Consider the following 25479-nt stretch of genomic DNA (forward strand, 5'->3'; position numbering starts at 1 on the left):
TTTTCCTCAACCAAACGCTTGGATTTATTGAGTAATATAAAAATAGATTAGGTCACAAATAAACAATTTTGTAATGACTGTAGCAGCATTAAACAGCATGATTTTTCACCTAAATTTTACTCATTTGTATGAGGCATTATTTTTCATATGACAACAAATACAAGCACAATGTTAAAAGAAGCACCTAAGCCACAATTGGTAAAAACTCACAAATACCTAGAATCAAATATCATTGATTATCGCGGTGACACCTTATTCAGTTGCATTTATGCAGCTCCAGAAAAAGAAAGCATTATCTTATTACACGGCGGACCGGGATTTCCAAACGATCTAAATATTATTGCAGAACACTTCATTCCCCAGTTTCAGGTCATTATATTTCATCAGAGAGGAACAAAGAGATCAGCTTGTACAAGTGCAGATTACACACTAGATGCGTATATCAATGATATTGAAACTGTACGTAAATTTTATAAGATCAAGCATTTTCATTTATGGGGACATTCTTGGGGAGGACTTTATGCTCAGGTATATGCAGAAAAATATCCCGATCATTTGCTCAGTCTTTTTTTATGCAACCCTGGATCTGGCACAAATACACAATGGCAGCAAACTGAAAATGAAGTAATGCAATTCAATAAGTCCAAAGTCAGTTCTTGGGAATGGACTTTAATGGGAATCAACAGCTTTTTAGGAAGGCTTGGTGGTGATAAAGCGTATCAACGACTTTTCAAGCAAGTGATGAAAAATTATAATCATACATTTATATCAACAGACCAGCTTGATATAACAGAAGATTTTAATTTATTAAAAGCAGCTCCAATTAATAAAACCAGACCTGAAATTATTAAATATCCGCTATTAACAGGGTTGCCAAACCCAGATTTTAAAATTACGATCCTATATGGCGAGCACGACATATACACCAACAGCAAATATTTTGTGGTTGATCGCTACCCCACTGCGACTGTCTTCAATCTTGTAAATTCAGGTCATTTACCTTGGCTGCACAATCCCAAAGCCTATAAAGATGTTCTGACTAGCCACTATCAATAATCTATTGGAATCACTTGAAAATTAAGATTGTGGTTAACCCCTATACATTTAAATTTATCACTTTACGGGCACGTTTATGTTCATACATTTTAAGGTCGGCAAACTCTATCAGCTTGTTCAGTTCCAAAGCATCTTCAGGGAATAAAGCTAATCCCACACTTGCACCCATGTTCAATCTAACGTTTTCAAATACAAAAGGAAGTCCACAGGCATCCACTATACGGTTCATCACTTTCTTTGCCAAATCCTGATCACCCAAACTACTTAAGATTACCGCAAATTCATCACCACCAAGACGTGCCACCAGATCGTCTTGTCGAGTAATACTTACGATACGCTTGCCTATTTCCTTTAATGCTTCATCACCTAAACGATGACCGTATTGATCATTGATTGGTTTCAAACCATCCATATCAATCATCAGTATTCCCAAAAGTTTTTGAGTACGTTTTGCTTTTTCTACCCCTTGTCTTAAACAATCTAGAAACAAAGCACGGTTCGCCAACCCGGTTAAAGTATCTTGGGTTGCTAATTTATATAATTCTTGCGCACCGAATTTCGAAGCATGATACATGGCCGCTGCAATCAACTCCGACATAAGTGTCAATAAATTGATATCTGCTTGTTTAAACGCATTTACACGTTCAGAATAGATTTTTAATACGCCTATGGGTTCATCATAATGAATCAATGGAACGACAGCCATTGAACGTAAGCCTACTCTTCTGCACGCTTCTCGATCAACACGCTCATCTGCTTCACTGTCTTTACAATATAATGTGCAATTTTGCGCTATACATAATCCAGAAAGACTAGAATCCATTTTTAAACGCAAGCCCAAAAATTCGGTTGCACCGTTCGAAACAGCACGATAAACCATATCCCCCTGCTCGGCGAGTTCGACAATTGCGCCTTTGGCTTGAGTAATCAGTTGGACTTGTTCGGCCACCAATGTCATTACCGCATTGATGTCTAAACCCAATTTAGCAATAGCCGTCTGGGTTTGAATGACGGAAAGCAATTGCTTGGCTGTTGGTTGTTTCGTTTTAGACATACATCATCCTAGACGAGCTTACAATACAAGAGGAAATACACAGTGATCTCAATATTTCATCAAACATATTTTTGCTTCTGCTTACTTGAAAAATATGAATGAAATACACTGAGTCCGCATTAAAATTCTGAAACACATCTTATGATGATTCATATTTAAAGTATATTACTGTGCTCACTAAATTCACGATGAAATGCTCAATTTAGACCATGTTATTGAGCTGTGTTCGCATTTCATTTGCAATGTTGGTTTTTCTCAACGCAGTATTCAAAATAATGTGATTTCCTTAATATTAGCTGAATATTTTTTGACCTGAAAAACACAAACAGATACCCAAAGAATAATGCATCAAAAGGCTTTAGGAGAAGGATGTCGATTATCATCCAAAGTATTGGACTATTGCTTTTGAATTAAATCAAGATATTCTGAGGCTTTAGTTTGACCTTGCTTTGCTGCGGCTTTAAGCCAGTAGATGGCTGTCTCTTTATTTTCAGAGACTCCAAAATTCCCCATAAGCATCATGCCAGTTAAATACTGTCCATCTTTATCACCAGCTTCGGCACTTTTTTTAAACCATTTATAGGCTTCTTCATAATTGCGCTTGTCACCGATTCCCTTGAAGTAAATAGAACCGAGCCGATTGAAGACCTTGGTATTTCCTTGTTCTGCTAGTACCAGGTAATAAGGTTCAGCAGCGGCAATATCTTCACGTTCGAAGTAATAATATTGCGCCAAGGCATAAATATCTTCATCATTTCCCTTATTGGCAAGTTTCTTGAGCAACTGCTCTATATATTTTTCATCACGCGGAATAAGATTTTGATAATATAACTTGAGGAGATTTCTTTGAGAGTCAGTAACATCTCTTTCTGCGGCAATTTTAAACCATTTGGCGGATTCAAGATAATCTTGTTTGACACCTTTTCCATAAAAATAAATTAAGCCTAAATTGTGGTTAGCTGAACGATGACCTAATTCTGACGCCTTTTTATACAGCTCTATTGCTTTAGCTAGATTCTGTTCAACACCTTGACCTGTCTGAGTCAAATATCCCAAATCAAATAGTGCCTGTTTTTGGTTTAATGCTGCTTTCCGCTGTATGTCTGCCACATTAATCTCAGGATCAGCTGAATACACAGCGCCGCTCAGTAACAGCAGCTTTAAAGTTGAAATGCATATAAATTTTCTTATTTTCACTGATAGCAACGCATACCCTTTTTAAGAGTAAACTATGTTAAACAAAAATAAGCTGCATTCAAATACTGGAAATCGCATTTTTTCTCAACGTGCAGTTTTGCAAATATATAGGGTAAAAGCATACCTAGACATGCCGCTGCAATATAATTCAATATGCTTTGACTCTCCTGATTTTATAAAAATTGGTCAAATATGTGATCACTTATTCACTCAACGCAATGAAACAAGTTAAAAACGATCTTTGAATCAAAAATTTGTATTGTATTTCACTTTGCTGATCCTTTTATGCTTGTGATTGGAATAGAACAGCGTGAGATCCTTGAATGTCTGTAAAACTAATTTGTGTTTCCCACACGCCATTACTTGATTTTGCTTCACCGGCACCAGATGTTGAAGCTTCAGCAAGAGCAGTGTTTACCCAACTTGCTGATCAAGTGAAGGCTTATGATCCCACACTCATTGTTATTTTTGGTCCAGATCATTTTAATGGATTCTTTTATGATCTGATGCCAGCATTTTGTCTGGGTACCCGTGCAACTGCTGCAGGGGATTGGAACTATGGTCCCGGAACACTGAATGTTCCCGAAGCAAAAGCGCTTGCTTTGGCTGATTACTGTTTAGCACATGATATTGATATGTCATATTCTTATCGTATGCAGGCAGATCATGGCATTACTCAACCCTTAGATTTATTTTGTGATGGTCAACTTGACCGCTACCCAGTAATACCGATTTTTATCAATAGTGCAGCAAATCCCTTGCCCCGAACACAACGTGTGATTCAGATGGGACAGATTGTCGGCAAATATCTGAAAGGCTTAGATGAGCGCATTTTAATTATCGGCTCTGGAGGGTTATCTCATGACCCACCTACACCGCAAATACACACGGCATCCCAAGAAGTCCAAGAATTTTTGATTGCTGGTCGAAATCCTAGCACGGAAGCCCGTCAGCAGCGTCAAGCCAAGGTGATTGCTGTAGGTCAAGGTCTTGCCCATGGAGACCAGAGTTTGACATTGCCGCTTAACCCAACATGGGACAAAGCATTACTACAGCGATTTAAAGATGCAGATTTTAATTATCTTGGCTCAATGACCAGTGAAGACATTCTTCTTCACGGTGGTCGTGGTGGTCAGGAAATTCGAACTTGGATGGCTGCATTTTCTGCACTTTCCGCATATGGTGCATATCACGCTGAGATTGTTTATTACGCGCCGATTCAAGAATGGATTGCAGGCATGGGAATGATGACCGCAGAACCACTGCAACAGATGACCGGAAGCTTCGAACCGTCGCGAGATTTGATTTAATACAGTTACTCTGGGCAACTGTTGATCATTGTATTCTTTAGGGATTCAGGTATTTGTTCAACTGCAAATGCACTATATAAGCGATTTACACGTGCTCTATTGCCCTTAAAAGAGCACATTAACTCTGCAACCTGAGTGATTCGGCTAAATGAAGGATAACGTTCCAAGGCGAGTATTGAACCACGTTCAACTCGCTCCCAGTCGATGCTATTACCTTCAAGCTGAAATGGGTTCCCTCGATCTGTAGCCGTAAAGACAATCAGATAATAATACATGTCCTGATTTGGACCAGGATTTAACCGCTGGATGTCAGCGATAACCTCATCCATCATTCCGGGATAGCCACCGAGCCATTTTGAATCATTAATCGCTATATAGGTATTATAAATCGGACGATAAGATGGAAATTTTGCAATACCCTCTTTATATGTTGCATAAGCCTCATTGACTGCTCCAAAATTTTGGTATGACTTTAATAAAGCAACATAATAAAATGGATCTTTGGAAGCAATCTCTTTATGTTCAAGCAAAAAAGAAATTCTCTGCATCTGTAATTTTATAAAAATATCAAGGTCATCTTGCGAGACTTCATGGATATAATTTCCACCTCTATACACCCATGATTTCGCACCCAACAGATACGCTTTAAACAAGTATGGTAATGGTGATTTAGGCGTAGCCTTTAACCACTCATCAGCAAGTTGTTGTTGCTGATCCCAAACTGACTCATCCCGCGTTCTATATCTTTCTGTTATTTCAGCAAGTTTTTCCAGATATATGGTATGCCTATTTTTACCATTTAAAAAAATGGCTTCCGACTTTAATTCTTTAGCAATAAGCTGGTCTAAGGCCTTAAATTGCTTTTTCGCGAGCAATGACATGATCTCTTCTTTGATCGTTAATGCTTCACTATAAGTATCACCACGGATAATGGTCATTTTTCCAAGCTTTTTGTAATCTTGTTGTGTTACATCAGCATAAACAACAGTATTCATATGGACTGCAACCAGTACAGCCATTAAAGTTTTTTTAATCATTGATAAAATTAATTAGAATCAAGTATAAAAAATTCTACCGACTTAAATGATATTTTACAACAGCTTGACTCAATATCATTCGGGTAGCTTATGACCGCAATGTGGGCAAAAACAATATTTATTCTTTTCCTTTTCCTCCTCATCTTCCTTACGTTCACGAATGAGTTGCAAAACAATATCACGGGTTTGATCTGTAGATAGCCCAACTTCTCGGCGAATGTTATCTATTTTTTCTTCATCATGGATGATATCAATTTCACAACTCTGTAATAGATCTCTGAATTTCAACTCTAATTGCTGTTTTCTTAACTCAAGTTCATTGGCTAAACCATTGGCTAAAATACCTGCTGGCAAAGCCGCTAACCCCACCCCAAGAATCGTGATCATTGCGCCCAAAAAACGTCCCAATGGGGTAATAGGTGTAACATCACCATAACCTACTGTGGTTAATGTCACGACTGCCCACCACATGGATGCAGGAATAGAGCTAAATACTTCAGGCTGTGCTCGCCCTTCCACCACATAAATTCCTGCTGCTGCCATCACAATCATAATCACCAAAATAAAAATGACAGCTTGAAATGAACCTTTTTCACGCTCAATTACACGTAGGAGAATTTGTAGTGAAATAAAATATCGGGTGAGTTTTAACAAACGCAACAAACGTAAAATTCGGAGGAATCTTAAGTCAATATGCACAAAGAAATTGATATAGGCTGGTAATATTGCCAATAAATCAATAATTGCAGCTCCACTTGTCACATAGTTCCAACGAGCTTTCCACCCTGCTTCAAACGGTTCTTTTTCTACAACACTCCAAAAACGTAAAACATATTCAACAGAAAAGACCACAATCGATATATTTTCAAATACATCAAAATAAACTTGATACGCTTTATAAACATCATTAATGGACTCTAAGAGTACCGCAATCACATTTCCAATAATCAGAAAAATAAGCGAAAAATTGATCGCACGACTAAACCATGTTTCATAATCTTCATTATGTAAATTGTCATAAATAAATTTTCTGAGCGTGTACCAAACTGTGAAGCGCATCTATTGTTCTTTATTTTAAAGATGAGTCATTTTAATACGGATTGGCAGAATTGCACATCATCCTGCTCTGAGCTTTACAAATTTATAGCCTGAACTCGGCAATGAAGCTTTATTAAAAGCATAAATATATTTTCATTATTTCATAAATTTTTATTATATAATCACAAAGGTTGATACACTAGATTCACTATGGCTGCATGAACATACGATCTCTAAGAAGATTAAAAAGTCTTTTTGCAAGCTTGAAAAATAGGCAGCGGACAGTATCGTTAAAGGCACCCTTCCTCTAAAGATACTATCCGCCAAATCAAAGCCAGTCTCCCAAATGTCTTTGATTTAATAAGTTTATTTTAGCGCCATGTTGGATAGAATGTTTTCCGTATTTAATATAAATCTTTAATATTTTCGGAATGAATTTTCAAATATCTGCTTTTTTTCGAAAATATTTTCTGTGGTACAGCTTATGAATGATAGCCAATACACCTTAGACCGAATTGATCGCAAAATTTTATCGGCACTTCGTCAAGATGGGCGTTTAACTATTGCTCAACTCTCTGAACTTGTCGGGCTTTCCTCTTCTCCATGTTGGACACGAGTCAAACGTCTTGAATCCTTAAATGTGATTGAAGGCTATACTGCGACAATCAATGCCAAGGCAATCGGAATTAACGAGCTGTTCTTTATTGAAATCACATTGGAACGTCATGATGATGAAATCTTAGAGCAATTTAGCGATGCGCTCAGTCAAATGCCAGAAGTGGTAGAAGCACATTTGGTGACTGGAGATTATGATTATTTGGTCAAGGTCGCGGTTAAAAATGCCGAACATTATGAACGCTTTTTACGTAAAAATTTATACTCAATGAAAGGCATTCGTCATACCCGATCCATTTTTGCCTTACGTCCATTAAAATTAGAAAATAAATCAGATCTCATGCTGATTGAATAGCAAAATTTTAAAGAAGGGTTTTAAAACAGATGATCAAAAACTCTTCTTTGTTTGCGTGTTATTTATACATTATCAATCAACAATATGACCAACACCTACAAAAAATAATACTTTAGTCTAAGCATTTTTCGTATAAATATCACACAAATTTGCTATTCAAAATTTAATCTGTTTATTTTTTACCCACCAATTTACAAATTTAAAAGCAAATTATTTCATATATTTAAATCATTTACGCAAAAAAACATTACACAAACCAACATTTATGTAACTTTTCTACATTACAATATTATTAAAACTTGATGAAACAGGAAATATATGAAGAGATTTTTGAAATACCTACTGATTGTCATCGGAGTTGTATTTGTTATTGGACTGATCTTTTTATTTAGACCAATTAGCTCTAAAAAAGTCACTACAGCAGCAGATGAGCCTGTGTTAGATGTCGTACTTGTCGGTGGTGGAATTATGAGTGCTACATTGGGGACATACCTCAATGAAGTTGAACCTGATTGGACGGTCCATATGTATGAAAGATTGGATCAAGTGGGTCAGGAAAGTTCTGCAGGATTCAATAATGCAGGTACTGGACATTCAGGTTTTATGGAAATGAACTATACCCCTGAAAAAGACGGTAAAGTTGATATTAAAAAAGCCATTGATACTGCATCTCAATTTGAAGTCAGTAAGCAATTCTGGTCATATCAAGTTAAAAATGGCGTATTGGGTCAACCTTCAAGCTTCATTAATCCTGTTCCTCATATTGCCTTTGTGTGGGGCGATAGCGTGAACTATATGAAGAAGCGCTACGATGCAATGCGTCAAAGTCCAATGTTTGAAGGATTAAAATATACTGAAAATCCTGATGAAATCACACAATGGGCGCCGTTAGTCATGCAAGGTCGTGATGCAAGCCAAAAAGTTGCAGCGACGCGTATGGATGTAGGCTCAGATGTCAACTATGGTTCAATCACCACACAATTGGTTGATCATTTGAAGAAGCAACCAAACTTCAAGCTTGAAACATCGACTGAAGTCACTGGCATTAGTCAAAATGAAGATAAAACTTGGACTGTATCGTTTAAGAATTTGAAAACCAATGAAGCAAGCCACGTTAAAACTCGCCATGTATTTATTGGTGCGGGTGGTGCTGCAATCAGATTATTGCAGATGACAGGTCTTGAAGAAACCAAGCAATATGCTGGCTTCCCGATCGGTGGTATCTTCTTGATGACAGATAATCCTGCTGTTACCGCACAACACACTGCAAAAGTATATGGTAAGCCTGAGTTAGGTGCACCTCCAATGTCTGTTCCACACATTGATACACGTTATGTTGATGGTAAAAAGTATGTGTTGTTTGGTCCATTCGCAACCTATTCAAACAAGTTCCTTAAAAATGGTTCTCAGTTTGATTTGATTGATGCGACCAACAAAAACAATGTCATTCCAATGGCCACCATTGGTATGGAAAATCTGGACTTGGTGAAATACTTGGTGAGTCAAGTTGCAATGTCTAAGCAGGATCAGTTCAATGAACTGAAAAAGTATTACCCTGATGCGAAAATTGAAGACTGGACTTTAAGTCAAGCCGGTCAACGTGTTCAGATCATCAAAAAAGCACCAGGTAAACCTGCTACACTTCAGTTTGGTACTGAAATCTTTAGCTCTAAAGATGGTTCAATCACTGCGCTTCTCGGTGCCTCACCAGGCGCATCAACCTCTCCTTACATTATGTTGAGCTTGATGGAAAAAGCGTTCCCTGAGCAAGTGAAAGGTAAATGGAATCCTAAGTTACACGAGATTGTAAAATCTTATCAACAGGATTTAAATACCAACCCTGCTCTACTGGATCAAGTACGTACCTATACCAGTTCAACTTTAGGTTTAAATTATACGCCTACACGTAAAGCTGCAAATGATGCGACAGCCGCTGCTGTAGCAAATGCACATTAATTTGCATTGATAAGAAGATGAGCTTAGGCTCATCTTTTTATGGCTGAGAGATTCATTTTATGTTTTAATATATGCAGTATGAGATGAGCCTTATATGAGTATAGCGTCAGCTATACGACTAGCCCCTGAAAATGGGGCTTTTTAATGCGCGCGCAAAATTTTCTGATTAAGCAAATGATTATTAAAATAAATTCAACTTTACTCAATCAATTAATATCTAAAAATTGAGCAAAGACTTTATATATTTAAATGAAGTGAATTGATTTAAAACACATGATTAAAATTTTAGAATAATAAAAGATTTGAGTGTACTTATTTGATTATAAGAATAGATGATCAGGATTTATTTTGTATTAAGCTATATATCAATTGTTTTAAGTTGTCTTGAATATCTTTGGGTAATTGTATAAATAAAGCATCGATAGGCATCTTATCCCAATTTTCTGAGACATTCTCTTCTTCATCCAAACTTTCAGCCAACAAGAATAGTTGTGCGACAGAACAATTAAAAGCTTCCGCAAGGTACTGGAGTATTGCAGGACTGTACCCTTGATTGCCATTCTCAAGATTGGAAATGTTACTTTTTGAAGTATTGGAAAAATCGGCTAGTTGCTGTTGAGTCCAGCCCTTCCGTTTTCGCAAATAACGTATTGCATGACCTATATCCATTCCTTGATATTAGCTTAACAAAGTATCCGAAGCGTATTGCAATGCAATATATTCTGCATCAAAAGTATTGTTTTACAAAACAATAGTTTTGCAATACAATACCCACTCATTCACTAAAATTTAGAAAAATGATGATGCATTCAAATATTGTTAAAAAAATATCAAAAGAATTAGCTGAGACTTTTATTATTATTCATAATTACCTCGAAAATTATTTATCAGACTTAAATGTTAAAGTCGTGAATAAAGAAGAATTTGACTATTTTTGTACAGCATTATTATTTACCATCTGTTCAAATAAATTATGTGCAGTAGATAAAAAATTCATGTTCTCTCAATTTATAAATTCAGGATACGCAGATATTAAGATTGATTATTATTCTCAATTTTTAATCCAAATAAAACTTTATTCATTGATGATCAACACATCTATCCAGTGCTCTTGGCACTTTTTGACTCTATCAATACTGATTTTGATCCATCAAGTATCAATAGTATGATCGTTATTTTGGATTTTAAAAAGATGATGACTGATATTATAGAAATTTTATATATTTCATAAGTTTTCATTATGATTCACAGCAATCAGTATCCAATTAATGAAATAGAATACGTACGACTTCAAATAGTTATAACAAGCCATATATTAATCATAATAGCTACATTTTGTTCAATATCTTGAGTTTTTTTGTTGGAGCAATTATATAAATTAACCTTTTCAATAGGTATGGTTTAGTTCCTGTTCCATAAATCTCTATGGATAATTTTTGCTTCACCGACAATAATCTTGATAGACACTTTTACGATTTGTATAGGTATGATTTTTCGAATGAGCCGGAAAAGCGTTTACACATCATATTTGGCTCTCACTGTACAGCTGCCTAAGGTTCGGATAAATAAGTGTATTTCAGACGCATAATTCAAAATCAACCAGTTTAATGCATAGCTAGCACTGGAATCATAAATTGAAAAATGATCTGGATCAGTAAATGGAAGCAACTTTAGAAAATAATGAAGTACGATCAAAAGAATTCTTCGTCAATTGTGTAGTTTAAAGTTCTTCAATAAACTTTATCGCTCTTTCATCATTCGTCAGATTCTGTTTGCATGATGTTTTTTCATCTGATTGTAAAATGATTGAATAACAATGATTTAAATTATGCTTTTCCGTACAATGAAACATAGGTTTTCTTTTAAATATATATTTGCTTAAATATTGAATTATTTGATTCTGTAATTTCTATATAACAATTTCTGATAGGTCTCATTGGTGATTTTCAAATCTGCTTTCTTCAGATAACCCCTTTAAAAGGGTGATTAATTTTTCAGTAGTTTTAAATTGATTTATATATTTTCTAAAACAAAGGGCTGAATAATCAGCCCTTTGTTTTAACTCAATTTAATCTATTTTTCAATAGATTAGCTTAATTGAGCAGCAGCAATTTTCTTAGTATCGATGTCTTTAGCAGCATCTGTATACTCGCCCATCTTGTCGAAGTTCAAGTATTGATAGATGTCAGCAGACATGCTGTCGATTTGCGCAGCATATTGTTGATACTCTTCTGGAGAAGGTAATTTACCCAATACCGCAGCAACAGATGCAAGCTCAGCAGAAGCCAAGTAAACATTTGCGCCTTGACCTAAACGGTTCGGGAAGTTACGTGTAGAAGTCGATACACAAGTCGTGTTCGGAGCTACACGTGCTTGGTTACCCATACATAATGAACAACCTGGCATTTCAGTACGCGCGCCAGCTTTACCATAAATGTTATAGAAGCCTTCTTCCATCAATTGATGCTCGTCCATACGTGTTGGTGGAGCCAACCATAAACGCGTAGACAATGAACCACCAGGTACTTTGTCAAGCAACTTACCAGCAGCACGGAAGTGACCGATGTTGGTCATACATGAACCAACGAACACTTCATCAATCTTAACGCCTTGAACGTCAGAAAGAAGTTTAGCGTCATCTGGATCGTTCGGGCAGCAAAGAACAGGTTCTTTAATGTCAGCAAGATCAATTTCATACACTTTCGTATATTCAGCATCAGCATCAGCTTTAAGAAGTGATGGATTTGCCAACCATTTTTCCATGTTCTCAACACGGCGCGCCATAGTACGTGCATCGCCATAACCTTGAGAAATCATCCACTTCAACATTGTGATGTTAGATTGTAAGTATTCAGCAACTTTCGCTTCAGAAAGTGTGATTGAACAACCGGCAGCAGAACGTTCAGCAGAAGCATCAGAAAGTTCGAATGCTTGCTCTACAGTTAAGTCAGTTTCCATTTCTGTTAAGTCGATTTCTAAGATACGACCAGAGAAAATGTTTTTCTTACCTTTTTTCTCTACAGTTAAGTCACCCGCTTGAATTGCATAGTAAGGAATCGCATGTACAAGGTCACGTAGTGTGATGCCAGGCTGCATTTTACCTTTGAACTTAACAAGCACTGATTCAGGCATATCAAGTGGCATAACACCCGTTGCAGCAGCGAAAGCGACTAGACCAGAACCCGCAGGGAAAGAAATACCGATTGGGAAACGCGTATGTGAGTCACCACCAGTACCAACAGTATCCGGAAGAAGCATACGGTTTAACCAAGAGTGAATAATACCGTCACCTGGGCGTAAAGAAACACCACCACGGTTCATGATGAAATCAGGAAGCGTGTGTTGCATTTGAACGTCAACTGGTTTTGGATATGCAGCAGTGTGACAGAAAGACTGCATCACGAGATCAGCTGAGAAACCTAGGCAAGCCAAGTCTTTCAATTCGTCACGTGTCATCGGACCTGTTGTATCTTGAGAGCCAACAGTAGTCATCTTAGGTTCACAGTAAGTACCTGGACGAACACCTTGACCTTCAGGCAGACCGCAAGCGCGACCAACCATTTTTTGAGCTTGAGTAAAGCCTTTACCTGTATTCTCAGGTTGAACTGGCGTACGGAATAAAGTAGAAGCAGGAAGACCAAGCGCTTCACGAGCTTTCGCAGTCAAACCACGCCCCACGATCAAGTTGATACGACCACCAGCACGTACTTCATCTAGAAGAACTGGCGTTTTCAACTCAGCTTCAGCAATTTGTTCACCTGCTTTAAATGCGGTAACTTTTGCAGCAGCATGATCAATTTTAAGCGTAATTTCATCGCCCATGTTCATGTTCGCAACATCAATTTCTACAGGTAATGCACCTGCATCTTCCATTGTATTGAAGAAAATTGGTGCAATTTTAGAACCTAAGCAGTAACCACCGTCTTTTTTGTTCGGGATGTGAGCAATATCGTCACCAAAGAACCAAAGAACAGAGTTTGTTGCAGACTTACGAGAAGAACCTGTACCCACAACATCGCCAACATAAGCAACTTGATTGCCTTTCGCAATGAGTTCTTTAATTTGATTGAGTGGACCAACTTCACCCGGAACTTCTGGATTGATACCATCACGAACGTTTTTCAACATCGCATTGGCATGCAATGGAATATCTGGACGGCTCCAAGCATCTTGTGCAGGAGACAAATCATCAGTATTCGTTTCGCCAGTAACTTTGAAAACAGTCAGTTTGATTTCTTCAGGAACATCTTTACGGCTAGTGAACCATTCAGCTTCTGCCCAAGACTGCATTACTGCTTTCGCATGTACGTTACCAGCTTTCGCTTTATCAGCAACGTCATGGAATGCATCAAATACAAGAAGAGTTTTCTTCAATGCTTCTGCAGCTAATTCAGCAAGTGCAGCGTCATCAAGCAATTCAACCAACGGAGCTACGTTATAACCACCAAGCATAGTACCTAGTAAGTAAACCGCGCGTTCTTTAGAAACTAATGGAGAAGTCGTTTCACCTTTAGCCACAGCTGTTAAAAATGCTGCTTTTACATAGGCTGCCTGGTCAACACCTGCTGGAACACGGTTTTCAAGCAAATCTACTAAAAATGCTTCTTCGCCTGCTGGTGGATTTTTTAATAATTCAACCAAGTCAGCAGTTTGAGCATCGTCAAGTGGCTTCGGTGGGACTCCGAGTGCGGCACGTTCTGCAACGTGTTGGCGGTAAGCTTCTAGCACGGTGTTATTCCTCTTTTTAAAAATTTACCTGTGAATTCCTGCTTATAAAAGCTTCACAGGCAATATGGACTGTCAAATTTTACTAAAAATCAAGCCAAAAGTTAATGCGATGAGCGTATTAATTCGTGATGCCCATTATTTTGTAAATAAATACTCATGGTTTTTTCACTCTTCAACCTTCATTCACTTTCAGTGTGCATTGAAGATCATTCTTTGCTTAAGAAATAAAACAATAAGATCATTTTTTACAAAGCACTTCCGGTTCAAAGTGTCTGGCATGGGTTTGAACTTGTTTCACATATAAAAAAAGCAACTGATGTTGCCTTTTTTTGTTGGATAAGTCCATTCCACCTTAGTGGACTGTTGTACTGTCTACATACTTTTGAAATTCTGTTCGACAGCCTTCAAATTTCATCTGCACTTCATCTTCATGCAACATGGCATGTTCAGCACAAGCGAAAGAGATTTTGACCTGATACAATTTTGCCTGCTCATCAATAAGGTCTTGAAAAAAAACTTGATCACCTAAACTCAGCACATAATGACTTCCGCTAATCACAGCAACACCCTGTTCATCTTCTAAGAGCAAATCCGCATTATGTAAATATGCAACCACTTCCATGACACACTCCTCGACTTTTTTTATTTTCTATTTCTATATTTTATATATGCTTTTCATTTTTTATGCTAATCATTTTTTATGGCGAGCTTTACAGAATATAGCGATATTTCTGATAACTCCGGTTAAAAAAAGACCGCCATTAGACGGTCTATATAAAATCTGGTTAAATTACGATATGGGACATTCAAAAGCATGTATATATCGACCACTGACCATTCGTGATTCCAATTTGCATAAATCATATTCTTTCATGGTGGCAAGGTCCAACGTATAACCTGCTTTTTGAGCTTTGAGCATAGCTTCTAATGCCTTGTTCTCATCTCTTTTTACACCTTTACCCTGATAGTAGGCATCGCCCAGAAATAAATTTGCACTGATATCTCCAGCTTGTTCAGCTTTGGAAAAATAATCAAAGGCTTTTTTTGCATCTTTTTTGACATATTCCCCTTTAGCATAAATCATCCCCAAATTCATTGCTGACTGAACACTGCCATGTTCGCTCGCATGAATCAGCATTTGAATACCTTTTTGCACATCTCTTTGAGTACCGACAGCTTGATAATACATCCAGCCAAGATTAGCCAATGCATCTATATCGTTATGTTGAGCTGCACGTTCTGTCCATTTGAAAGCCAACTCAGGATTTTGCTCAACATACTCATTTTCAGCGCCATATAATCCGCCTAAAATAGTTTGAGCTTTTACATCGCCCTGTTCAGCAGATAGTGTCAGTAAATGGAGACCTTGCTTAATATTTTGTGGCACAACTTCCCCCTTATATAACATGTCTCCATACATTTGCTGAGCAAGCGCCAATCCACCTTCCGCAGCTTTTTTTAAATAAAAAATCGCCTTGTCCGTATCTTGTTGCACCCCCACTCCCTGTGCATAGGCTAAAGCTAAATTAAAAGCACCACCAGAGTCACCATGATCAGCAGCATAACTCAATAATTCTGCTGCTTTTCTTTCATCTTTAGCAACAGCATCACCACGTGCATACAATGTTGCCAGATTAACATAAGCAAATACTTGACCTTTATCTTTAGCTTTATTTAGAAACGCTACAGCTTTTTGGTTATCTTGAGTTATGCCATCACCTTTATAATACAACCAGCCCATCGCATTCAAAGCCAAAGGATAATCCTGTTGAACAGCTTGATTGAGATAACGGAGCGCCAGGATTGGATCTAGGTTTTTATAAAACAAAAAAAGTTGGTACTGTGCCTTGGCTTGCCCCTTGTCTGCTTGTGTTTCTAGTTGTGCGATATCAGGCTGGGTTGTTTGAACTTGTCTGGTCACGGTTTGGGTTTCTTCAGCTTGCCCCATGACTGAAAAAGTCAAGAAAAATGAGAGTAAAGAAATTTTTGATATCGATCTTTTATTCGGCATGATTAAACTCAGTGCTGATTGACTGTAATTATTAGAAAGGATGTGATTTAAACAATAAAAAACCGCTCCTTAGAACGGTTTGTAATCTGGCATTTTTTTGGGATCATGTGGCGTATTGACACACTGCTCATAAGCTTCATTTTTAAATTTTGCTTGGACTGCATCTTTATCTGCTTTTAATTCAGCATCGGGCAATGCATAAACTTTTTCCAAATACTCCAGTACAAAACCTTTTGTGGTTGGATCAGTGACTTTATCGGCATAGTCAAGTGCTTCTTTCTTGGTGATACCATTTTGACGGTCTAAAGTAATTGAGCGTGCCGCATTACCAATACTGGTACAATAACCTTTCCAAATTTCTTCAGGCGTTGCAGGTTTTTTTTCAGTACAACCGACCATCAATAAAACAGTGCTTATTGCACCCAAAATCATGAATTTCTGCATTAAAAAATCTCCAATTCCTGACTATGATACTGAATTTTTCAGTAAATTGGAGTCTTTATTGATGTGATGTTACATACCACGCCAATCTACACGCGCATTACGTTCAGTAGCATAAATTCTTTTGACATACTGTCCTAAAGGTAATTCAAGTAAATATTGGCTGAAATCAACAAACGCTTGCGAAATATGTTCAGCGTCCTCTTTTTCCCACGGTGTAGCATCAAGTTCCAATAAAGGCGCCAGCATTGAGCAGACAGAAATATCAGCCAAACCAAAACGATCACCGACAAAATAACGGCAGCCATTGTCAATCAAAGTTTGATTTAAACTGGCAATGGTCAAGTCGAGATTATATTTCGACTCTTCTACTTTTTCTTGATCAAGTTGATAGCTCTTGGACACCAAGGTTTTAAGTATGGGTTTAGAAATTTTTTCAAATTGACGCAGATAGCCTTTTTCGCCAATCATAATTTCTAAAGGTTCATCACCTTCCGCCAACGCATGAGCCAGTCCCCAACGACGTACATGAATGCCTAATTCATTGGCAATTTGGTCAATTTCTAAGATTTGCTCACGTAATTTAGGATCATGGCGGATCAAACGATGCTCAGGATAGATTTCATCAAGATATAAGGCGATTTGTGTAGAGCCTGCAATAAATCGTTCACCATCTTTTAAAATAGGCAATTTATTTTGCCCTGTTTTTAATTGTGCAAAAGCACGATGCACACCCGGTATTAAATTCTGCGCAACAAAATCCAATTCTTTATGATCAAGCAACCAACGCGCTTTTTCACAGTAATGTGAGAGTGGGAATTGGTACAACGTACGCATGTAATCTCCAAATTATTTTTTTAATTAAAGGCTTAGAAAACCTCAAACCACAGGAATGAATCCTGAGCAATCCTCTATACTTTAGACATTCATGACTTGAATTACAATGTACTTTTTACATCAATCGCTCGTCATCTGACCCACTGCTTATTCGACAGTTATATATGTTTCTTTAGTGTTTATTTAAATCAGGAATAAAGGAACCCATTTCAACAAAATACAAATCAATCATTTTTAAAATTAAAACATAAATATCAAAGACTTAATTTATCTTATTTTATAAAATACTATGCTGTTTTTTTATTAAAAATAATTAGAGATAAGCTAAGCACAATACTTCGGTTAATTTTTCCCGCAATATTGCTTAGCGTTTTGGTATCTATAAGAAGGTGCCGATATGTCTAGTTTGAATTCTTCTACCTCAGCCACAGTGATCCAAAATGATCAACAGGCGATTAATGCAGCTTACCAAGTTGCTGATTTTGCTTTGGTAGAACGAAATATACGTGATCAACAACGAATTTTACCTGTTGATGTCATCCAACAATTTAGTCTTAAAGGGTTAGGTGCAATTCGTATTGCAAAAAAATACGGCGGTGCTCAGGTGTCCAATAAAACCCTTGCGCATGTTTTCCGTATTCTGTCTAAGGCAGATGCCAGCGTTGGACAGATTCCCCAGAATCAGTTTGGTTTATTAAATGCCATCGAAAACATTGCCAGCGAATCACAAAAACAGTTTATTTATGCTGAAATTTTAAAAGGTAAGCGTCTTTCCAATGGCGGTCCTGAACGTCATAGCAAGGATACCAAAACCATAGAAACCCGCTTGGATCAGCTGAATGGTCAATATGTTTTAAATGGTGAAAAATTTTATTCAACAGGTTCATCATTTGCAGATTGGCTTGCAATACGTGCAATTCATCCTTTGGGGCATACTGTCCTCACGATAATCAATGCCCAAGCTCAAGGTGTAGAGATAGCGAACGATTGGGATGGTTTTGGTCAACGCACGACTGCCAGCGGCACAGTACGTTTAAAAAATGTGGTGGTCAATCCAGAACTGATCATGGATGAAAAACCACTTGCGGATGCATCAAAATATCGAGGCGCTTACTCTCAACTGATTCAAGTTGCGATAGATGTAGGAATTGCTGAAGCAGCTTTTGACGATACTTTGTCTGCAATACATAAAGCACGTCCAATTGTAGATGCCAATGTGGAAAAAGCCAGTTTCGAAGCTTATACACTACAAGAAGTCGGCAAGCTCAATATTTTACTTGATGCATCGATTTTATTGTTAGACGAAGCCGCTGAATATTTAGATCAGTTAGATGCTCAAGACACTGTCACGCCACAACAAGCCAGCAAAGCATCCATTATTGTGGCTGAAGCAAAAGTGTACGCCAATGATGCCGCATTACAGATTTCTGAAAAGCTGCTTGAGTTAGGCGGCAGTCGTTCCAGCCTGTCTACCCACAATCTTGACCAACACTGGCGAAATGCTCGTGTACATACCCTACATGACCCTGTTCGTTGGAAATTGCATGCCATTGGAAACTACTACTTAAATGGCAAACAAGACCAACGCCACGCATGGATTTAAAAATCTGATTATCTATTCAGGGGAAATATATGAGCACTTATCAGAATATCAGTAAAACACTGAATGTACCAAACCACGCATTTGCCAAGGCACACATCATTAAAACTGATGCTGAAGCTTTAGAGATTGCACAAAAACTGAGTCAGCAATTTAAGCAAAATGCCATTTTACGTGACGCTGAGCGCATTTTGCCTTTTGAGGAAATTGAAACTTTCAGCCAGTCTGGATTATGGGCGATCACCGTTCCAAAACAATATGGAGGTGCGGAAGTATCAAGCCATACCGTTGCCAAAGTAATTGCCTTGTTCAGTGGTGTAGATGGTTCAATCGGTCAAATTCCACAAAATCATTTTTATGCTTTGGAAGTCTTGCGCAATACAGGGACAGCACGACAAAAACAAAAATTTTATCAAGAAGTCCTTGACGGCGCTCGCTTTGGTAATGCCTTGGCAGAGTTTAAAACTAAAACTGCAGCACAAAAACATACCCAAATCAGTCAAACTGAACATGGTTATGTGGTCAATGGTGAAAAATTTTATTGCACAGGCAGTCTTTTTGCGCATCGTATCCCGACATTGGTACGTGATGCACAAGATCGAGAATATCTGGCTTTTATTTCAGCAGATGCTCAGGGTTTACAACGAATCAATGATTGGTCTGGATTCGGTCAAAAGACAACAGGGAGCGGCACAGTCAAATTTAATCAGGTTTTTGTTGAAGCTGAAGATGTGATTCGCTTTGATGTTGCCTTTACAGAACCTACTTTGGTAGGTCCATTTGCACAAATCATGCACGCAGCGATAGAAACGGGTATAGCTCGTGCAGCATTTGAAGAAACCATTGAGCGTATTAAAAAAGCGCGTGCCTGGATTGATGCCAATGTAGAACGTGCCGATCAAGATCCGCTGACTATTTATGAGTTAGGCCGTGTGGCTGCTGATGTACGCGCAAGCGAAGCTTTATTGAAACAAGCCGCTCAATCCATAGACCAAGCCAAGCCTCATCCGACAGCTGAAAATATTGCAAAAGCATCGATTGATGTTGCTAAAGTCCGTGCACACAGCACTGAAACTGCCTTAAAAGCTTCCTCCAAATTGATTGAATTGGCGGGAAGCCGTGGTAGCCAACGTGCAGATGGCTTGGATCGATATTGGCGTAATGCACGAGTACATACATTACATGATGCCTCACGCTGGAAATATTATTTTATTGGAAACTATGTATTAAACAGCATCCTTCCACCACGTAGAGGGACATTGTAATGACAAATACATCTCAACAATCAAATCATAAAAAGCAAATCTTACTCAATGCCTTTGACATGAACAGTGTGGGTCATATTAATCATGGTTTGTGGACGCATCCACGTGATGAATCGCATCGATTTAATGAATTGAGTTATTGGACTGATCTTGCCAAAACATTGGAACAAGGTCTATTCGATGGCTTATTCATTGCTGATATTACAGGAGTCTATGATGTTTATCAGAACGGGATTGATTTAACCTTAAAAGAATCCATTCAATTGCCGAGTCATGATCCCTCTACCCTGATTTCGGCAATGGCCGCAGTGACTCAAAATCTAGGTTTTGGGGTGACCGTGAATTTAAGTTACGAAACGCCTTACCAATTTGCACGACGTTTTGCGAGTTTAGATCATCTCACACAAGGTCGTATTGGCTGGAATATTGTGACAGGTTATTTAGACAGTGCAGAGCGTTTGATTGGAGAAAAAGGCTTAAAAGATCATGATTTACGTTATGAGCAAGCTGAGGAGTTCTTAGAACTTTGCTATAAGTTCTGGGAAGGCTCTTGGGAAAATGATGCCATACAAAAAGACAAGCAAAAGCGTATCTTTACTGATCCGAAAAAAGTACATCAGATCAATCACCAAGGTCGCTTTTATCAAAGTCAGGGGGTATTTCAAGTTTCACCTTCTCCACAACGTACTCCTGTACTCTTTCAAGCAGGCGCTTCTCCACGCGGATTAGCCTTCTCGACCCGACATGCTGAATGCGTATTTATTGGTGGTGATCAACCTGCAAAGATCAAACGGCAAGTAGATCAGATTCGAGAATTGGCTGTGCAACAAGGGCGTGATCCACAAGACATTAAAATCTTTGTCGGCATCACCGTGGTCACTGCTGAGACAGATCAGCTGGCACAACAAAAGTTAGCTGAATATGCCAGTTATGCAAGTCCTGAGGCAGGTTTGGCACATTACTCCAGCTCAGTCGGTATCGACCTTTCACAATATGCAGATGATGAGGCGATTCCTTATCGCCAAACCAACAGTATTGCTTCGGTCAACAATAAGTTTAAAGAAAATAAGATCACCCCAAATGATCTCAGGGCGCAACATCAATTGGGCGGTCGTTATCCACTGATTGTCGGCAGTGGCGAATCTATTGCAGAAAAACTCATTCAACTCATCGATGAAACAGGCATCGATGGCTTTAACCTGACTCGAACCGTAGCACCAGAATCCCATCAGGATTTTATTCGTTTGGTAATTCCACAATTGCAACAGCGTGGCCGATTTAAAACACAATATGGAAACGGTACTTTACGCAACAAAATCTTTAATCAGGGTCACTATTTAAATCAGCAACATCCTGCCGCTGATTTCCGATGTCATAACATCAAACAAAAAAACAGCATCGAAACGGAAAATCTACAGCCACAAACTGTCTAAACATCATTGACTTATATTATTGATTTTAAGGGGTCATACATGACACAAACAAACACGCCAAGCAATGGACACTCGTCCCAAAAAAACAATGCCAAGAACAGGTTTATTCTGCTTGGTATTGTTGTTATAGCTGTAATCGCAGGGCTTTTTTATTGGAATCAACATAAAAAAACAGCATCGGAAGAGATTACGATTGGGATTAGTCCGCCATTTGCCAAACCCTTACTCGTTGCAGCAGAAGAAGCAAAGAAACAAGGTATTCATATTAAACTTGTGGAATTTTCAGACTGGAATACGCCCAATATCACCCTGAATCATGGTGATATAGATGCGAATTACTTCCAGCATCAACCTTTTCTCAGCAATGCTTTAAAAGAAACTGGCTTTAAACTCAAACCGATTGCAACGGGTGTGGCAACACATGTGGGTTTATATTCTAAAAAATACGATACATTGACTGCTGTACCAGAACATGCACGTGTGGTGATACCCAATGATCCTGTTAACCAAGGTCGTGCATTATTACTTTTGCAACAAGCCAAACTGATTAGTTTAAAAGATCCCAACAATCATTTATCCAACCTACAAGACATCACGGCAAACCCCAAGAATTTTAAATTTATTGAAGTTGAAGGTCCACAGACTGCGCGTGCTGTAGATGATGCTGATCTTGTATTCAGTTATCCGCTTTATTTACGTTTGGCAAAAACCATTGATCCAAATAAAGCATTATTACTTGATGACAATACCAATACACGCTATGCGATTTTGTTTGTAGTAAAAGACGACTATGAACAGCAACATCCTGACAAAGCCAAACAACTTAAAGAATTTATCAAGATTTATCAAACATCCGACAAAGTCAAACAAGCTTTAAATGATGATATTGGTGAAAACTTATGGTTCGCTGGTTGGAAATAAGGAAATATTCATGTCTCAAATTTCCAAACTCAGAAACAAAAATTTATGGATTGGTCTTGCTGTTGTGGTCGTGATATTCGGTTTATTTGGCTATCGTTATCTACAGAATCAGCAAAAAGACAATGTCCTTACCATTGGTATCAGTCCGCCTTATGCTGAGTTATTACAGACGGTTGCCAATGAAGTCGAGAAAGATGGCATTCATGTCAAACTGGTTGAATTCTCAGATTGGCAAGCACCCAATGTTGCAGTTCAAAACCGCGATATAGATGCTAATTTTTTCCAGCAAAGTGTCTTTTTAAAAAATGCCATTCAGCAGACCAACTATGATTTACATGCTTTTGGTATTGGAAGTGGGAGTCATGTCGGTCTGTATTCAAAACAGTACAAGTCCTTAGACGCCTTACCGCAGCACGCACGCGTAGTGATTCCAAGCGACCCTGTAAATTCTGCACGTGCATTGATTCTCCTCCATCGAGCTGGACTGATTCAGATTAAAGATGTCAACAATGAACTTTCAACCTTGCAAGATATTGTTTCAAACCCTAAACAGTTGAAGTTTTTAGAAGTTGAAGGTCCTCAAACGGCATTGGCATATGATGATGCTGACCTCATCTTTGGTTTTCCCCATTACCTCAATATGGCAAAAAAAGCAGATCCACATAGTGCGCTGTTCTTAGATCCGATTGACAAAAAATACGCCATTCTTTTTGTTACACGTCGTGATTATCAAGATAAGAATCAAAAGTTAGAGAAATTTATTCAAGCTTTCCAAAACTCACAGCAAGTTCGAAATATTCTAGATAAAGATTTCGGCAAAGATATGTGGTTTGCAGGCTGGAAATAAGGAGCATAGAAATGGTGAGTTTCGGTTCACAGGTTGACTTTTCAGTCCCCCATATCAAAATCCGTGATTTAAACAAGTTTTATGCGGGACAGGATCAAAAAGTTCATGCATTGAAGAATATCAATCTGGATATTCCTCAAGGCAAAATTTTCGGCATAATCGGTAAAAGTGGTGCAGGTAAATCCTCACTACTTCGGACACTCAATGGTCTTGAAAGTATTTCTGATGGAAGTATTCATATCCATCAACAGAATTTGGCAGAATTGAGCCATGCAGAATTGATCCAGACACGTCAAAGAATTGGCATGATCTTTCAACATTTTAACTTAATGTCAGCCAAGACTGTTTGGGAAAATGTAGCATTGCCTTTAAAGATCGCCCAAGTCGATAAAATCGAAATCGAAACACGTGTCAATGAAGTATTGGCACTGGTTGGACTCAGCAACAAAGCCCAAAACTACCCTTCACAACTTTCAGGCGGTCAAAAACAGCGTGTCGGTATTGCACGTGCATTGGTACACCATCCTGAAATTTTACTGTGTGATGAGGCCACATCTGCACTTGATCCTGAAAGTACATCAGTGGTTCTATCCCTATTAAAAAAAATCAATCGGGAATTAGGTATCACCATTGTTTTGATTACCCATGAGATGCAAGTGATTCGTGAAATTTGCGATCAAGTGGTGGTGATTGAACATGGAGAAATCGTAGAATCTGGTCAAGTCTGGTCTGTGTTTTCTCATCCTGAACAAAAAATTACCCAAGAATTATTAAATTTGGAACAACTTGATTTACCTTTTGGTCTAGTTGAAGTACCTCAGCCAGATTCAACGCATAGTATTTTAAAACTACGCTACGAAACAGATCCAAAAAACTCTCCTGATCTGCTGCAAGTTTTTCAAGCATTTGAAGCATCGGTTCATTTATATCAAAGCCATATCGACAGTATTCAAAATCATTTGATCGGTACATTGATTGTAGGTACTGAACAAATCGACCTTGACCTTGCAGCGTTACAAGAAAAATTAAAGCATCACATTGCACAAATAGAGGTATTGGGTTATGCAAGACCAACTCATTGACTTACTGGTTACAGGGACAATTGACACACTCCTGATGGTGGGTGTTTCTGCTTTTATTGCTTTTTTAATTGGATTGCCTTTGGCTGTTGTGTTGGTCAACACATCGGAGCAAGGAATTTATCCCTCTAAAAAGATCAACCATGCTTTAGGCACAGTGATCAATATTACCCGATCTGTGCCATTTCTTATCTTGATGGTCGCTCTGATTCCCTTAACCCGTTGGATTGTTGGAACGAGTTATGGGGTATGGGCTGCTGTTGTTCCTTTGACCTTGGCGGCAACCCCATTTTTTGCCCGTATCGCTGAAGTCAGTTTACGTGAAGTCGATCAAGGCTTAATTGAAGCGGCGCAAGCCATGGGGTGTAACCGTAAACAGATTGTTTGGCATGTACTTTTACCAGAAGCATTACCCGGAATTGTTGCAGGTTTTACGGTTACCATTGTCACCATGATCAATTCATCTGCTATTGCAGGGGCAATCGGTGCAGGCGGCTTGGGAGATATCGCATACCGCTATGGTTATCAGCGTTTTGATATGCAAATCATGTTTGCTGTCATCGTGGTTTTAGTTGCATTGGTCATGCTTGTTCAAGCTTTTGGCGACAGTCTGGCAAATCAACTGGACAAACGAAAAATTTAAATGATCTTTCATTTATAAATAAGATCGCTAAGATCTTATTTATAAAATTGTATTTA

General features: G+C 38.2%; 21 protein-coding genes. 11 read left to right on the forward strand and 10 right to left on the reverse strand.

Going from position 1 to position 25479, the window contains the following annotated elements:
- Positions 1-147: 147 nt before the first annotated feature.
- Complete coding sequence (locus tag IMO47_RS03730; protein WP_196075449.1) at positions 148-1056, forward strand: alpha/beta hydrolase; 909 nt, start codon at positions 148-150, stop codon at positions 1054-1056.
- A gap of 40 nt (positions 1057-1096) precedes the next feature.
- Here the strand turns inward: IMO47_RS03730 and IMO47_RS03735 are convergent, their stop codons facing one another.
- Together IMO47_RS03735 and IMO47_RS03740 are read right to left on the reverse strand one after the other, a co-directional pair.
- Positions 1097-2110: a sensor domain-containing diguanylate cyclase gene (locus tag IMO47_RS03735; protein ID WP_196075450.1), complete on the reverse strand. Its 1014-nt coding sequence runs from the start codon at positions 2108-2110 to the stop codon at positions 1097-1099.
- Positions 2111-2506: 396 nt separating this feature from the next.
- The gene (locus tag IMO47_RS03740) at positions 2507-3307 is read right to left on the reverse strand and encodes a tetratricopeptide repeat protein (RefSeq protein WP_242052603.1); all 801 of its coding nucleotides are present in this window, start codon (positions 3305-3307) and stop codon (positions 2507-2509) included.
- 323 nt (positions 3308-3630) lie between these two features.
- Here IMO47_RS03740 and IMO47_RS03745 point away from each other — a divergent pair, with 323 nt between their 5' ends.
- Positions 3631-4617, forward strand: a complete 987-nt coding sequence (locus IMO47_RS03745; RefSeq protein WP_196075451.1) for a 3-carboxyethylcatechol 2,3-dioxygenase — start codon at positions 3631-3633, stop codon at positions 4615-4617.
- A gap of 5 nt (positions 4618-4622) precedes the next feature.
- Here IMO47_RS03745 and IMO47_RS03750 read toward each other — a convergent pair whose 3' ends face one another.
- Positions 4623-5654: a hypothetical protein gene (locus tag IMO47_RS03750; RefSeq protein ID WP_196075452.1), complete on the reverse strand. Its 1032-nt coding sequence runs from the start codon at positions 5652-5654 to the stop codon at positions 4623-4625.
- Positions 5655-5729: 75 nt separating this feature from the next.
- The gene (locus tag IMO47_RS03755) at positions 5730-6713 is read right to left on the reverse strand and encodes an ion transporter (protein ID WP_196075453.1); all 984 of its coding nucleotides are present in this window, start codon (positions 6711-6713) and stop codon (positions 5730-5732) included.
- Between the two features lie 463 nt (positions 6714-7176).
- On the opposite strand from IMO47_RS03755, the gene IMO47_RS03760 reads away from it, so the two are divergent.
- Both IMO47_RS03760 and mqo read left to right on the forward strand, forming a co-directional pair.
- A complete protein-coding gene (locus tag IMO47_RS03760; RefSeq protein WP_196075454.1) occupies positions 7177-7662 on the forward strand; it encodes an Lrp/AsnC family transcriptional regulator in 486 nt (161 codons plus the stop codon).
- Between the two features lie 318 nt (positions 7663-7980).
- A complete protein-coding gene (mqo, locus tag IMO47_RS03765) occupies positions 7981-9618 on the forward strand; it encodes a malate dehydrogenase (quinone) (RefSeq protein ID WP_196075213.1) in 1638 nt (545 codons plus the stop codon).
- Positions 9619-9954: 336 nt separating this feature from the next.
- Here mqo and IMO47_RS03770 read toward each other — a convergent pair whose 3' ends face one another.
- The 6 genes from IMO47_RS03770 to IMO47_RS03795 form a co-directional block, all read right to left on the reverse strand.
- Positions 9955-10287 (reverse strand): helix-turn-helix transcriptional regulator, encoded by a 333-nt coding sequence (locus IMO47_RS03770; protein WP_196077779.1) that lies wholly within the window; start codon positions 10285-10287, stop codon positions 9955-9957.
- A 1419-nt stretch (positions 10288-11706) separates the two neighbouring features.
- Positions 11707-14346: a bifunctional aconitate hydratase 2/2-methylisocitrate dehydratase gene (locus tag IMO47_RS03775; RefSeq protein ID WP_196076725.1), complete on the reverse strand. Its 2640-nt coding sequence runs from the start codon at positions 14344-14346 to the stop codon at positions 11707-11709.
- A 352-nt stretch (positions 14347-14698) separates the two neighbouring features.
- Positions 14699-14968, reverse strand: a complete 270-nt coding sequence (locus IMO47_RS03780; protein WP_196076724.1) for a hypothetical protein — start codon at positions 14966-14968, stop codon at positions 14699-14701.
- Positions 14969-15136: 168 nt separating this feature from the next.
- Positions 15137-16357 (reverse strand): SEL1-like repeat protein, encoded by a 1221-nt coding sequence (locus IMO47_RS03785; RefSeq protein ID WP_196076723.1) that lies wholly within the window; start codon positions 16355-16357, stop codon positions 15137-15139.
- Positions 16358-16426: 69 nt separating this feature from the next.
- Positions 16427-16801: a hypothetical protein gene (locus IMO47_RS03790; protein ID WP_196076722.1), complete on the reverse strand. Its 375-nt coding sequence runs from the start codon at positions 16799-16801 to the stop codon at positions 16427-16429.
- A 69-nt stretch (positions 16802-16870) separates the two neighbouring features.
- Positions 16871-17635: a glutathione S-transferase gene (locus IMO47_RS03795; protein WP_196076721.1), complete on the reverse strand. Its 765-nt coding sequence runs from the start codon at positions 17633-17635 to the stop codon at positions 16871-16873.
- A 397-nt stretch (positions 17636-18032) separates the two neighbouring features.
- Here IMO47_RS03795 and IMO47_RS03800 point away from each other — a divergent pair, with 397 nt between their 5' ends.
- The 7 genes from IMO47_RS03800 to IMO47_RS03830 are packed head-to-tail and all read left to right on the forward strand — an operon-like array spanning position 18033 to position 25423.
- Positions 18033-19238: an SfnB family sulfur acquisition oxidoreductase gene (locus tag IMO47_RS03800; RefSeq protein WP_196076720.1), complete on the forward strand. Its 1206-nt coding sequence runs from the start codon at positions 18033-18035 to the stop codon at positions 19236-19238.
- Positions 19239-19267: 29 nt separating this feature from the next.
- A complete protein-coding gene (locus tag IMO47_RS03805; protein WP_196076719.1) occupies positions 19268-20500 on the forward strand; it encodes an SfnB family sulfur acquisition oxidoreductase in 1233 nt (410 codons plus the stop codon).
- Positions 20500-21933, forward strand: coding sequence for an LLM class flavin-dependent oxidoreductase (locus tag IMO47_RS03810; protein ID WP_196076718.1), 1434 nt, complete (start codon positions 20500-20502; stop codon positions 21931-21933). The genes IMO47_RS03805 and IMO47_RS03810 overlap by 1 nt, the downstream gene beginning before the upstream one ends.
- Before the next feature lie 39 nt (positions 21934-21972).
- Complete coding sequence (locus IMO47_RS03815; RefSeq protein ID WP_196076717.1) at positions 21973-22854, forward strand: MetQ/NlpA family ABC transporter substrate-binding protein; 882 nt, start codon at positions 21973-21975, stop codon at positions 22852-22854.
- Positions 22855-22864: 10 nt separating this feature from the next.
- Positions 22865-23701 carry a MetQ/NlpA family ABC transporter substrate-binding protein gene (locus IMO47_RS03820; protein WP_196076716.1) on the forward strand — a complete coding sequence of 279 codons (837 nt, stop codon included), beginning with the start codon at positions 22865-22867 and terminating at the stop codon, positions 23699-23701.
- Positions 23702-23712: 11 nt separating this feature from the next.
- A complete protein-coding gene (locus IMO47_RS03825; protein ID WP_196076715.1) occupies positions 23713-24783 on the forward strand; it encodes an ATP-binding cassette domain-containing protein in 1071 nt (356 codons plus the stop codon).
- Positions 24764-25423 carry a methionine ABC transporter permease gene (locus tag IMO47_RS03830; RefSeq protein ID WP_196076714.1) on the forward strand — a complete coding sequence of 220 codons (660 nt, stop codon included), beginning with the start codon at positions 24764-24766 and terminating at the stop codon, positions 25421-25423. Before IMO47_RS03825 ends, IMO47_RS03830 begins: the two co-directional genes overlap by 20 nt.
- Positions 25424-25479: the final 56 nt, after the last annotated feature.

It is taken from the genome of Acinetobacter sp. Res13-Abat-PEC15-P4-01 (assembly GCF_015676285.1).
In the GTDB taxonomy this organism is placed as follows: Bacteria; Pseudomonadota; Gammaproteobacteria; order Pseudomonadales; family Moraxellaceae; genus Acinetobacter; species Acinetobacter nematophilus.